Source organism: Methylocaldum sp. 14B (assembly GCF_002005105.1).
Classification (GTDB): Bacteria; Pseudomonadota; Gammaproteobacteria; order Methylococcales; family Methylococcaceae; genus Methylocaldum.
This window is the reverse complement of record NZ_MSCV01000015.1, coordinates 1-12,360: the sequence shown is the minus strand read 5'-3', so window position 1 is coordinate 12,360 and position 12,360 is coordinate 1. Positions and strand designations below refer to the sequence as shown.

The following is a 12,360-nucleotide window of genomic DNA, read 5'->3' as shown; positions in this document are numbered from 1 at the left end:
CGGCACCGTATTGACCATCACTGAACGAGAAAACATCCATAGCCCGCTGGCTCGATTCTTCGAACGCTTCGTGATCAGCTACTACGGTGTCATGGACGTCTATCTGATTGCCGCTGGTGATAAAGCTGGGCGACCCAGCCAGACCCCGCAACATCTCAGCGTAAAAATCGACGATCCGAGCCTGTCAGCCCGATCCGATCGGCACCAAATCCTGCCATCAACTTCGTCGAAAAATAATTGACACATCCTAGTTGACATCACTTATGAGCCGAGCATACAGTATTGACTCGATACCATTGGCTGCGGTTGGGCGTTCCGACAAACCTGCCGTACGCCGAAAAGTATCGGGATAGGCCCTGTATTTAGGGTTTCGAAGGGCTTCTCCGTATTTTCAACGCAGAAGCCGCACAGTTAAAAATTTCTTCCTACGGATCGGAATTTTTTTGTGCAGCTTTACTCTAAATCGGGGTCAGAGATGTCACGTACGTACTCTGGCATTCATTGGCAATTAACAACAAGCAATGGAGGTAAAACTATGGCTGCTACAACAGCAGGTGGCGTGGAAGCAAAAGAGCAACCCTTACTTAACGTAAAGTGGCTGACTTTTGCGTTCATGCTGTACACGGTCTTTTATTTTTGGGTTCGGTGGTATGAAGGGGTCTACGGCTGGTCCGCCGGTCTGGATTCGTTCGCACCGGAATTCGAGACGTACTGGATGAACTTCCTGTACACCGAAATCGTACTGGAAGTGGTCACCGCCTCGATTCTGTGGGGCTACCTGTGGAAGACCCGTGACCGCAACCTGGCGGCACTGGCGCCGCGGGAAGAACTGCGCCGGAACATGACGCACCTGATTTGGCTGTTTGCGTATGCATGGGCCATTTACTGGGGTGCGAGCTACTTCACCGAGCAGGACGGCACCTGGCACCAGACGATTGTTCGCGACACCGACTTCACGCCGTCGCACATCATCGAGTTCTACCTGAGCTATCCGATCTACATCATCACGGGTGGTGGCGCGTTCCTGTATGCGCATACCCGCCTGCCGTACTTCTCGACGTCGAAAGGCTTGTCGCTGGCGTACCTGATTCTGTGGACCGGTCCGTTCATGATTCTGCCGAACGTCGGCTTGAACGAATGGGGTCACACCTTCTGGTTTATGGAAGAGTTGTTCGTAGCGCCCTTGCACTACGGCTTCGTGATCTTCGGCTGGCTGGCATTGGCCATCATGGGCGTGTTGCTGCAGGTGTTTGCGAGCATCTCGAACCTGATCGGCAAAGACCTCTGCCCGGATATACCACCGGCACAACGCTAACGGCGTCTTAGCTTAGTTTTCTAAGCACTGTTTGCGTCTACAGCCACTGCCTGGAGCCACGCTCTCAGGCAGTGGCTTTTTAATGCGTGAAGGAAATAAGCATTGATTACGTATTCTTAACAATTTATTTGCTTATATTAAATTCGCTTGCTAGGATTTTCTTGAGCACGCATTCAGTAGGCGTTTTGCGGATCTCTACTTTACCGCCACTCTACCGATCGATGCCGCATGGTACACTGCCCCCGCTTGCTGGATGCCATCTATCTATGAGCAAATTGCAAAATACATCTAAGCGTCTTCTTCGAGTCGTCGTCGGTGGACGTTGGGGTGTGTTTGCTTGGAGCCTATCCGGAGCAAGCGCGCTAGCCGTTGTTCTTTGGGGGCTCAAAGCCGTCGCTATTCCTTTATTGATGCTTAAAACGGCATCATGGGGCATCTGGGGACTGGGCGTTATCCGCGAATCCAAGGCACGCGCGCCATTAAGACCTTAGCCTCTCCCTTAGAAACCATTCGATTTTCGTTACAGGCTTCGCCCATCTTTCGTTCTTGGATTTTTGTGAACGAAAAGCCGGCCGATCGGCTTTTTAGCGCCTAAGGCGGGATTTTCGCGTTAGAATCCCCAGTTAAATTCTCAGGTACTGTACGGGGAGTCGTGCTCTCGATTCTCTCCTGTTCGATTCCTTTCATTTGTCTTCTTCGCTAGTTCGCGATGAACATTACTCCCGATCTTTTTTCTTACCGAAAATACTGGGCCAAGCGCTTCGGAACAGCACCGCAACTCCCCATGAGCCGCGGCGACATGGACGCCTTGGGCTGGGACTCGTGCGACATCATTATTGTAACGGGCGATGCTTACGTGGATCACCCAAGCTTCGGCATGGCGATCATCGGCCGGCTGCTGGAGGCTCAGGGCTTTCGAGTCGGCATTATCGCGCAGCCGGATTGGACATCCGCCGACGATTTTCGAGAACTCGGCAAGCCCAACCTGTTTTTCGGCGTCACCGGCGGCAACATGGATTCCATGGTCAATCGCTACACGTCGGACCGCCGCGTCCGTTCGAACGACGCTTACACACCCGACGGAGCCCCCGACAGACGCCCGGACCGTTGTGTCACTGTCTATTCGCAGCGGTGCCGAGAAGCCTTCAAGGATGTGCCGATCGTTCTGGGCGGGATCGAGGCGAGCCTCCGCCGGATCGCCCATTACGATTATTGGTCCGACACAGTGCGCCGCTCGGTTTTGCTCGATGCCAAGGGGGATCTTCTCGTATACGGCAATGGCGAACGCCAGGTGGTGGAGATCGCCCACAGGCTTGCAGCGGGAGAATCCATCGACCAATTGACCGATATTCGCGGAACCGTGTTCATCCGCAAACAGACACCCGCAGGATGGACCGAACTCGACTCCACATCCGTGGATGCGCCTGGAAATCAGGCTCCCAAACTGAATCCTTATCACGGGGAATCACCCGGATGTACGAAGGAAACTTCCGGCAGTAAGTCCGAAGCGCTGATCCGCCTGACCAAACGCCGAACTTCCGGCGATCGATTGGTCATCCGCCTGCCGGCATATGAAGCGGTCAAAGCCGATCCCGTCCTCTATGCTCACGCCTCGCGCGTTTTGCACCAGGAGACCAATCCCGGTAACGCTCGGGCGCTCGTGCAGCGACACGGGGACCGCGACGTCTGGATCAACCCGCCGCCCATTCCGCTCGGCACCAAGGAGATGGACGGCGTCTACGGCCTGCCCTATTCGCGCCTTCCCCACAAGTCTTACGGAACCGGCAAGATTCCCGCGTTCGAGATGATCCAGCATTCGGTGACCATCATGCGCGGCTGTTTCGGCGGCTGCACCTTCTGCTCGATCACGGAACACGAAGGGCGCATTATTCAAAGCCGTTCGGAAGACTCGATCATCCGGGAAATAGAGACCATTCGCGATACCTCGCCGGCCTTTACCGGAGTCATCTCCGATATTGGCGGACCGACCGCGAACATGTACCGGCTCGCCTGCAAGGACAAGGCGATCGAAGCTGCCTGCCGCCGGCCGTCTTGCGTATACCCCGGCATCTGTAAAAACCTGAATACCGACCACACGGCGCTAATCCGGCTTTACCGCCGCGCCCGCGCACTGCCGGGCATCAAGAAGATCTTGATTGCCTCGGGATTGCGATATGACCTCGCCGTGACTTCGCCTGAATATGTCAAAGAACTCGCAGCCCATCATGTCGGCGGTTATTTGAAGATCGCGCCGGAGCACACCGAACCGGGCCCCTTGTCCAAGATGCTGAAACCGGGCATCGGCACTTACGACCGGTTCAAGGCCTTGTTCGACAAATACTCGAAGGAGGCCGGAAAGGAGCAATACTTGATCCCCTACTTCATCGCCGCCCATCCGGGTACCACCGACGAAGACATGCTGAATCTCGCACTTTGGCTCAAGCGCAATGGATTTCGGGCCGATCAGGTTCAGGCCTTCCTCCCCTCCCCCATGGCCACCGCAACCGCCATGTATCATTCCGGAAAGAACCCGCTGCACCGCGTCACACGCACCAGCGAAACGGTGTTTGTTCCCAAGAATCTTAAGCAAAGGCGCCTGCACAAGGCTTTCCTCCGATACCACGACCCCAACAACTGGCCGATGCTCCGGGAAGCCCTGAAACGCATGGGACGCGCAGACCTGATCGGAAACGGCAAGCATCATCTGGTACCGACATGGCAGCCCGAAGGCACCGGAAATCAACACGAAGGCACTCGAATCGCCCGCAAGGCGCTGCCGTTCCGAACCCAGCACACCGGCCTGCCGACGACCAAGACAAAGACACCGCGCAAATCGAGACGGATGAGCAAATCTTAACGAATCACCGATACAACTGGACTTTTACTTTATGGAAAAACAACCCCGTTTTTCCTTAAGATTCGAACTACTTGACCTGCCCGAGAAAACTCAAAAATCAAAAACCACCTTGGAGGAAGAGATGCCGGACCTCAATTTGCTGGCCGCGACGCGGACCATTGAAAAATCAATGCCGTTCGTCCTTTATCGACTGCTGGCATGCTTAGCGATAGCGTTTGCCTATGTCTTTATGACGGCGGCCGGTGCCGGTACCGCTATCGGTCTGGGTTCCTTGAGCCAGAATCCAACCGCATTCGCTTCGGCCGGGGCCGTCGCCGGATTCATCGGATGCGCGTTTTTAATGTATAAGCTTCGCGCAACCTTTCTTTATCACATCAAGGCGGGAAATCTGGCTTTGTTGGCCGAGCAGTCCAAGGGACAATCCATTCCGGAAGGCAAAGCCCAGATCGATTATGCGAAACAGCTCGTAGCACGGCGCTTTCCCAGCGCTTCCGGATTGATGGAACTGGATCTCTCCGTTAAGGAAACCCTGCAAAAACTTCCGGAAACCTATTTAGGTCCCGCTCTAGACAAGATGAACAATCCGAGACTCTCCCAAGCGTTAACCTGGATCGCGGGTCGGATTTTTTCCGCCAACGATCTAGCGATTTTGGCTTGGCTTTTCTTCACGAATACGGCCGATCCTTGGCGCTCGGCTCGAAATGCGCTGGCGGCTCACATTCAGCACTTTTCGGCACTGTTCAAGAACCGTCTTTACTTGAGCCTTTTTGAGCTCTTGGGCTTTGCAGTCGCTTTTGCGGTACTTTTGATCCCGATCAAGAACATCGCCGGCGCGCTACCCGTATCCGTCGGCCTGTGGCAATACGTGTTTACCGCCGCGTTCGCCTGGACTCTGAAAGCCGCATTTTTTGAGCCCATAGCACAGGCTGCCATGGCACAGACCGTTTTCGCGTTGATTGGACAGGGAATCGATCCCGATTCGGAAATGGAGCTCAACCGAAGAGCCCCTGTGTTTTCGCAACACTCACATTAGAACCACACCGCAAGGTATTCGAGCTCCATCTTCAAACCTAGACCTGATATTGCAACATATAGATATCTACAATAGAATCTGTAAATTTTAGTTGGCGGGAGCAAACCATGCATGTCGTTCAAGAAGCGCTCACATTCGACGATGTCCTCCTTATTCCTGCTCACTCGGCCGTACTGCCGCGCGACGTCAGCTTAAAAACCCAACTTACCCGCAATATCAGCCTCAATATTCCTCTGCTATCCGCGGCCATGGACACGGTAACCGAATCCCGCCTGGCCATTACCATGGCCCAAGAGGGCGGAATCGGCATCATCCATAAGAACATGACGGTCGACCGTCAAGCCTATGAGGTTCAAAGCGTCAAGAAGTACGAAAGCGGGGTAATCAAAGAGCCGATCACGGTTTCTCCGAATACCACTATTCGCGAAGTCATGGAATTGACCCGCTCGAGAAGAATTTCCGGCGTGCCCGTTGTGGACGGTGAAAATCTCGTGGGCATCGTCACCAGCCGCGACCTGCGGTTCGAAACCCGCTACGACGAGCCGGTCACCAAGGCCATGACGCCAAAGGAAAAGCTGGTCACGGTGCAGGAAGGCGCCAGCAAGGAGGAAGCCATCCACCTCCTCCATAAACACCGGATCGAAAAAGTGCTGGTCGTTAACAACAACTTTCAGCTTCGGGGACTGATTACTGTCAAAGATATCCAAAAGGCCAAAGACTATCCGCAGGCGTGTAAAGACGAGCAGGAGCGCCTTCGTGTTGGCGCCGCCGTCGGCACCGGTCCCGGCACCGAAGAGCGAGTAGCCGCGCTGGTCGAAGCCGGCGTCGACGTCATAGTAGTCGACACGGCTCACGGACACTCCCAAGGCGTTTTGGACCGCGTGCGCTGGGTCAAGCAGAACTTCAAGCAAGTGCAGGTGATCGGCGGAAACATCGCCACCGGCGAAGCGGCAAGAGATTTGGTCAAGGCGGGAGCGGATGCGGTAAAAGTAGGCATCGGCCCCGGTTCCATCTGCACCACCCGCATCGTGGCCGGCGTAGGCATCCCGCAGGTAACGGCCGTGGCCAATGTCGCGGAAGCGCTCAAGGGATCCGGGATTCCTCTCATTGCTGACGGCGGTATCCGTTATTCCGGCGATGTAGCCAAGGCATTGGCCGCGGGCGCCTACTCGATCATGATCGGTGGACTGTTCGCCGGCACCGAAGAAGCCCCCGGCGAAGTGGAGCTGTACCAGGGGCGGTCATATAAATCCTATCGAGGAATGGGCTCGTTAGGCGCCATGGCCCAGCAGCAGGGTTCGAGCGATCGCTACTTCCAGGAAAGCACCGATGCCGAAAAGCTCGTCCCCGAGGGCATCGAAGGCCGTGTCCCCTATAAAGGCAGCCTGATCGCCATCATTCACCAACTGATCGGGGGCGTACGTTCGGCCATGGGCTACACGGGTTGCGACACCATCGAAGCCATGCGCAACAATGCCCGCTTCGTTCGAGTCACTACCGCCGGGGTTCGGGAAAGCCACGTACACGACGTGACGATTACCAAGGAAGCACCCAATTACTGGCTCGATTAGAAAGGCAAACGTACCTGTCCATGGCATTAAATATCCATTCCCAAAAAGTTTTAATTCTCGATTTCGGATCGCAATACACACAATTGATCGCACGCCGCATCCGGGAGATCGGCGTGTATTGCGAGATTCATCCGTACGATTGCAGCGAGCAATTCATTCGCGAGTATCAGCCTCAGGGCATCGTTCTCTCGGGAGGGCCGGAAACCGTCACACTGGCGGACACTCCCCGCGCCCCCGCCATGGTGTTCGATCTGGGCGTGCCGGTACTCGGCATCTGCTACGGCATGCAAACAATGGCCGAGCAGCTGGGCGGCCGAGTGGAAGCCTGCACCCACCGCGAGTTCGGTTATGCGCAGATTCGCGCCCACGGCCACTCCCGCCTGTTATACGACATCGAAGACCACACGACGCCGGAAGGTTACGGTCTGCTCGATGTTTGGATGAGCCATGGCGATCAGGTAACGGCATTACCGGCCGGCTTCAAACTTATCGCCTCTACCGAAAGCGCCCCCATTGCGGGCATGGCCGACGACGCACGCGGCTACTACGGCCTCCAGTTTCATCCGGAAGTGACCCATACCCGGCAGGGGAAGCGCATCCTCGAACGTTTTCTGCTGGATATTTGCGGCTGCGAAGCCCTATGGACGCCGCGTAATATCATCGAGGACAGTTTGCAGAACATTCGCGCCAAAGTAGGGAGCGACCGGGTGGTTCTCGGGCTTTCCGGCGGCGTGGACTCCTCGGTTGTCGCGGCACTCCTGCACAAAGCCATCGGCGATCGCCTCACCTGCGTATTCGTCGATACCGGACTCCTGCGCCTCGACGAAGGCGACCAAGTCATGACCACCTTTGCTCAGCATATGGGCGTCCAAGTCATTCGGGTTGATGCCGAGGACAGATTCCTGCAAGGGCTCGAAGGCGTCGACGATCCGGAACAAAAGCGAAAAATTATTGGAAGACTGTTTGTCGAAATCTTCGACGAAGAGGCAGGCAAAATCACCGATGCCCGCTGGCTGGCACAGGGCACGATTTACCCGGACGTCATCGAATCCGCCGGCTCCAAGACCGGAAAAGCCCACGTCATCAAATCCCATCACAACGTAGGCGGCCTGCCGGAAAACATGAATCTCAAGCTGGTCGAACCGTTGCGGGAATTGTTCAAGGACGAGGTCCGACAGATCGGATTGGAACTCGGCCTGCCCTATGAAATGGTCTATCGCCACCCGTTTCCCGGCCCCGGCCTGGGTGTGCGCATTCTGGGTGAAGTCAAGAAGGACTATGCCGATTTGCTGCGCCGCGCCGATGCCATCTTTATCGAAGAGCTTCGCCGGCACGAACTGTATGACAAGGTCAGCCAGGCCTTCGCAGTATTTCTGCCGGTCAAATCGGTCGGCGTCATGGGCGACGGACGCCGCTACGATTTCGTCGTCGCGCTGCGCGCCGTTGAAACGATAGACTTTATGACCGCCCGCTGGGCGCATCTGCCTTACGACTTTCTCGATCTCGTCTCTCGCCGGATCATCAACGAAGTACCCGGTATATCAAGGGTAACCTACGACATCTCGGGCAAACCGCCGGCCACCATTGAGTGGGAATGATCCCCTGTCCATGGCTCCCAGCGACGAAGACTGGATGCGCCATGCCCTGGCGCTTGCCGAACAGGCCGGCGACATGGGCGAAGTGCCGGTGGGCGCAGTGCTGGTCAAGGACAATGCATTGATCGCCGAAGGCCGGAACTGCCCGATCGGCACGAACGATCCTACCGCTCACGCCGAGATCATGGCGCTTCGGGCGGCCGGCGCGAATCTTGGTAACTATCGGCTGGTCGATACCGTTCTTTATGTGACGCTGGAGCCTTGCGTGATGTGCATGGGCGCCATCATTCACGCCCGGGTGAAACGGATTGTGTTCGGCGCCCCGGATCCCACGCGAGGCGCCGTTTGCAGCGCGTTGCAGCTAGCCGATACCGAGTTCCTCAATCATAAGGTCGCATATCAGGGCGGCGTCTTGAAGGAGGAGTGCGGCACCCTCCTCAAGCGCTTTTTTCAGGAACGACGCTAAACGCCCTCGGCCCGGGACTTTTCCGGTCCCATCGCCATCTTGCCGGTTGCATTTTCCTCGGTGAGCCAAACCAGCAGATCGTAGTACCGGCGTATGCTGTTCACATAATGAACGGCCACGGCGCCACGCGCTTTACCGTACTTGGTTTTGCGATACCAATTCGGTTTCCCGAGCAGAGGCAACACTTTCTTGATTTCGATCCATTTGTCGGGATCGCCACCGCGCCGCGCAACCAGATTCCGGGCATCCTCGATGTGGCCATAACCCAGGTTATAGGCCGCCAAGGCAAACCAGGTACGATCCGGGTCTTCGATCTGCGACGGAATGTTAGCCAAAGTCTGCCGAAGATAAGACGCGCCGCCCAAAATGCTTTGGACCGGATTAAATCGATCAGTTACTTTCAGCTCCTTGGCGGTGACGCCGGTCAACATCATCATGCCGCGCACACCTTCGGCGGAGACGGCCGTGCTGCGCCATTTCGATTCCTGATAAGCAATGGCCGCCAAAAGGCGCCAATCGATGTCATAACGTCTGCCCGCCTGCACGAACCATCGCTTGAATTTGGGCAGACGGGTCAAATAATCGCGACGTAGAGAACTGTCCAAAGCCACGTCGAATGCTTCCGCGTGGCCGTAATAACGATCGATCAACTGATCCAGTGTCTTGTTTTCCTTGATCTCCCGAAAAAACCGAACGGTCTCGTCATATAGGCTGGAATCTTCGGACATGGGCAAAGCCCAGGCTAGCTCCCGGGTTTTGCCGATATCGAAGGCGACTTGCAGCTTCGGATAATAGCGCCGCATGATCAGTGCTTGATCCGAATTGGCGACGGTGTAATCGACCAACCCTTCACTGACGAGAAACAGAAGTTCGTGAACGTCCTGATCGAAATTGATTTGCCAATTAAGGTCTCGATAGTTGCGCTTCAGCGCTTTGAGAGTGTTGACATGGCTGGTACCCGCCGAAACCTCCAACACGCCTCCGGCCAAATCGGCGATGCTGTTCGGGCGCGGACGACCGTCACTGTACAAGACTTGTTCGGTAAGAACGCGGTAAGGCGGTGCAAAGCGTAGTTTCTTTTTCCTTACCACATCGATAAGCAGCCCTGCTGCCGCTATATCCGCGCCTCCGTCATCAAGAGTCTGGATTGCCTGCTTAGCCGAATCCGACACTATAAATTTCACTTTGACATCGAGGCGCCTGGCGAATAGCTCGGCCAAGTCATGCTCCAGACCAACCGCTCCATTGACACTTTCATAGTAAGTGGAAGGCCCGTACCGGGTTACGACCCGCAGTTCACCGGATTGCTTGATCCGTTCCAACTGGGTTAAAGGCCGGGATGTTTCTTGAGTACACCCCGAGAAAGAAGCCGTGAAGAAGAGATAAGCGAGGAAACGGAAAACGTTGGATTGCTTTAATGCTGATTTTTTTTGTCGCCCCCTTATGAATTTGTTTTTATCGTCTACATTTTTCGCATGATCTAAACTTCGGCCCAAGGTGTCTTTCAGGTTTAGGCCGAAGGGCATGACTTCAGACAAATTCATGTCCCCCACCATTTAGTTCTCAACAAGAGTGTCGTATCATATCAGCCTTTTCCGGGGAGAGGTACCGAAGCGGTCATAACGGCGCCGACTCGAAATCGGATGGTCGGGGAAACCCGGCACGAGGGTTCGAATCCCTCCCTCTCCGCCAAATCAATAAGTTACGACTAGTTTCGTAGCCCACCGCAGTTCTCATCCCATCGCCGTAGTGCATGACGTTACACGCCTTGGGAGGCTCTCGAAGCTATCCATGCCTCCACTTCCGCCCGGTTCAGGCGCACGCAACGAGGCCCCAAACGGATCATTCTGGGGAATCGACACCCTAAATAGCCTCGAATCGCTTGCGGTACGTCTTCCTTGGACTTCTTTCCTTGTGCAATTTGCTGATCATAATCGCCGGCCTGAATCATTCTGTAGACCGTCGCGCGACTCACGGAGATGATCTTTGCGGCATCTGTAATGGTTACCAATGCTTTTTCGCTCATTATGACCCTCTCAAATTCGTCCAAACGATAATGGAAGTCAGACTTGATTGAACGCAGTTTCCTGATTTATGAAATTCAGCCTGCCTACATTGCACAGCGCTTCAAAAACAGTGGTGACGGGAAAGGTTGTCAAATTTGCGATCAACTTGCGCTTTCTTTAATGCAGCGTACCGGGACTCCTAAGGGGATGGGCATACATTCGAATCGTATCTGGGGCGCCAATTGAATTATTAATCAGCCCCGTAAATACCCTCCTGGTATTTCGGGCCGCCGCCCAGGTCGGTTACACGCCCGGCCTGGGCTCACGCGGCTTGTCGCCGCGCCGGGGCATCCCTGCCCCGGATTAACCCGGCCTATAAATATAGGCCGGGTTAATAACCCCTCGCGTCCACACTTAATTCGATGTGCCGGTTCACAGTTTGGCGATGGCTGCCGTGGGTAACCACAAGGTGAGCGGGGCATCGGGGAATCGTTCGAATTCGAAACGCTCATAATAGCGCCTGGCGTGCTCGTGCTTGGCATCGACCACAACGCCGACCATGCCGATTTCCTCCGAGAGACGGAGACACCGGGACAGCGCGTCGGCCAATAGCAGTTCGCCCGAGTCCCGCTTTGCTGTTCTCGAAAATCGTTCTTGAAATGCTATTATCGGTTTCTTACCGTCTCAACGAGTTGAGATAAGGAAAGGTGTCACATCCGACCATCCGTTGCGCTCAACCTCAAACGAAGCGCCATCCGCGAAGCGGCGAGCCGCTTCCGCGCGGCGAACCCGCGCGTCTTCGGCTCGGTACTGCACGGCACCGACCGGGACGGCAGCGACCTCGATCTGTTGGTGGATGCATTACCCGGCGCGACGTTGTTCGATCTGGGCGGTTTGCAGGACGAGCTGGAAGCGCTGCTCGGCGTCCATGTTGATCTCTTGACCCCGGCCGACCTGCCGCCGAAGGTCCGAGCCAAGGTGCTCGCGGAAGCCCAGCCGGTATGAGCGAGAGCCGCCTGCCCGACTACCTCGACCACATGCGGCAGGCCGCGACGGATGCGTGCAGCTTCGTCGAAGGCTTGAGTAAAGATGACTTTCTGGCGGACAAGCGCACCCAGCAGGCCGTCATCATGAGCCTCATCATCATCGGTGAAGCCGCTACGAAGGTAATGGACGGCTACGCCGAGGTGCCTTGGCGCAGCATGCGCGGCATGCGTAACCGCATCGCCCACGGCTACTTCGACATCAACCTCGACATGGTGTGGGACACGGTGCAAACGGCGCTGCCGGGGCTGCTGAAGCAACTATCCGCCGTGCGCCAGGATGCCGACGACGAAAACCGCTATGGGATCGAACCATGACGGACACCATGAACACATCCAGTATCGAGGCGTTGGCCAGCGCCTGGGCGCGGATCGCCAATGAGCACGGATGAGATCATGCCCTAACCCGCGGCGAAGATTGACAGGGTATAGGTCGATACTAACCCCTCGCGTCCACACTTAATTCGATGTGCC

General features: G+C 55.8%; 13 protein-coding genes and 1 tRNA gene. 11 read left to right on the top strand and 3 right to left on the bottom strand.

Annotation, left to right across the window (positions count from 1 at the left end):
• Nucleotides 1-10: 10 nt before the first annotated feature.
• The 7 genes from B2A78_RS25690 (at nucleotide 11) to tadA (ending at nucleotide 8,837) form a co-directional block, all read left to right on the top strand.
• A complete protein-coding gene (locus B2A78_RS25690; RefSeq protein ID WP_139841078.1) occupies nucleotides 11-241 on the top strand; it encodes a hypothetical protein in 231 nt (76 codons plus the stop codon).
• A 294-nt stretch (nucleotides 242-535) separates the two neighbouring features.
• Nucleotides 536-1,315, top strand: coding sequence for a bacterial ammonia monooxygenase, subunit AmoC (gene amoC / locus B2A78_RS12430; protein WP_077730321.1), 780 nt, complete (start codon nucleotides 536-538; stop codon nucleotides 1,313-1,315).
• Nucleotides 1,316-2,024: 709 nt separating this feature from the next.
• Entirely contained in the window at nucleotides 2,025-4,172 is a 2,148-nt protein-coding gene (locus tag B2A78_RS12425; protein ID WP_077730320.1) for a YgiQ family radical SAM protein, read from the top strand.
• Between the two features lie 31 nt (nucleotides 4,173-4,203).
• Nucleotides 4,204-5,205: a hypothetical protein gene (locus tag B2A78_RS12420; RefSeq protein ID WP_077730319.1), complete on the top strand. Its 1,002-nt coding sequence runs from the start codon at nucleotides 4,204-4,206 to the stop codon at nucleotides 5,203-5,205.
• A gap of 107 nt (nucleotides 5,206-5,312) precedes the next feature.
• Nucleotides 5,313-6,776, top strand: coding sequence for an IMP dehydrogenase (gene guaB / locus B2A78_RS12415; RefSeq protein ID WP_077730318.1), 1,464 nt, complete (start codon nucleotides 5,313-5,315; stop codon nucleotides 6,774-6,776).
• 20 nt (nucleotides 6,777-6,796) lie between these two features.
• Nucleotides 6,797-8,374 (top strand): glutamine-hydrolyzing GMP synthase, encoded by a 1,578-nt coding sequence (guaA, locus tag B2A78_RS12410; protein WP_077730317.1) that lies wholly within the window; start codon nucleotides 6,797-6,799, stop codon nucleotides 8,372-8,374.
• A 10-nt stretch (nucleotides 8,375-8,384) separates the two neighbouring features.
• Nucleotides 8,385-8,837, top strand: coding sequence for a tRNA adenosine(34) deaminase TadA (gene tadA / locus B2A78_RS12405; RefSeq protein ID WP_077730316.1), 453 nt, complete (start codon nucleotides 8,385-8,387; stop codon nucleotides 8,835-8,837).
• Here the strand turns inward: tadA and mltF are convergent.
• Nucleotides 8,834-10,363 carry a membrane-bound lytic murein transglycosylase MltF gene (gene mltF / locus B2A78_RS12400; RefSeq protein ID WP_240502514.1) on the bottom strand — a complete coding sequence of 510 codons (1,530 nt, stop codon included), beginning with the start codon at nucleotides 10,361-10,363 and terminating at the stop codon, nucleotides 8,834-8,836. The genes tadA and mltF overlap by 4 nt on opposite strands.
• Nucleotides 10,364-10,436: 73 nt before the next feature.
• On the opposite strand from mltF, the gene B2A78_RS12395 reads away from it, so the two are divergent.
• Nucleotides 10,437-10,529, top strand: a tRNA-Ser gene (locus B2A78_RS12395).
• A gap of 67 nt (nucleotides 10,530-10,596) precedes the next feature.
• Here the strand turns inward: B2A78_RS12395 and B2A78_RS12390 are convergent.
• On the bottom strand, nucleotides 10,597-10,863 hold the full coding sequence (locus B2A78_RS12390; RefSeq protein WP_139841076.1) for an AlpA family phage regulatory protein: 267 nt from the start codon (nucleotides 10,861-10,863) through the stop codon (nucleotides 10,597-10,599).
• 43 nt (nucleotides 10,864-10,906) lie between these two features.
• Here B2A78_RS12390 and B2A78_RS25685 point away from each other — a divergent pair, with 43 nt between their 5' ends.
• Nucleotides 10,907-11,089, top strand: coding sequence for a hypothetical protein (locus tag B2A78_RS25685; RefSeq protein WP_143735164.1), 183 nt, complete (start codon nucleotides 10,907-10,909; stop codon nucleotides 11,087-11,089).
• Nucleotides 11,090-11,275: 186 nt separating this feature from the next.
• Here the strand turns inward: B2A78_RS25685 and B2A78_RS26875 are convergent, their stop codons facing one another.
• Entirely contained in the window at nucleotides 11,276-11,404 is a 129-nt protein-coding gene (locus tag B2A78_RS26875) for a hypothetical protein (RefSeq protein ID WP_276205391.1), read from the bottom strand.
• Nucleotides 11,405-11,557: 153 nt separating this feature from the next.
• Between B2A78_RS26875 and B2A78_RS12385 the strand changes: the two genes are divergently transcribed.
• Entirely contained in the window at nucleotides 11,558-11,848 is a 291-nt protein-coding gene (locus tag B2A78_RS12385) for a nucleotidyltransferase family protein (protein ID WP_077730313.1), read from the top strand.
• On the top strand, nucleotides 11,845-12,204 hold the full coding sequence (locus B2A78_RS12380; RefSeq protein WP_077730312.1) for a DUF86 domain-containing protein: 360 nt from the start codon (nucleotides 11,845-11,847) through the stop codon (nucleotides 12,202-12,204). Before B2A78_RS12385 ends, B2A78_RS12380 begins: the two co-directional genes overlap by 4 nt.
• Nucleotides 12,205-12,360 lie beyond the last annotated feature (156 nt).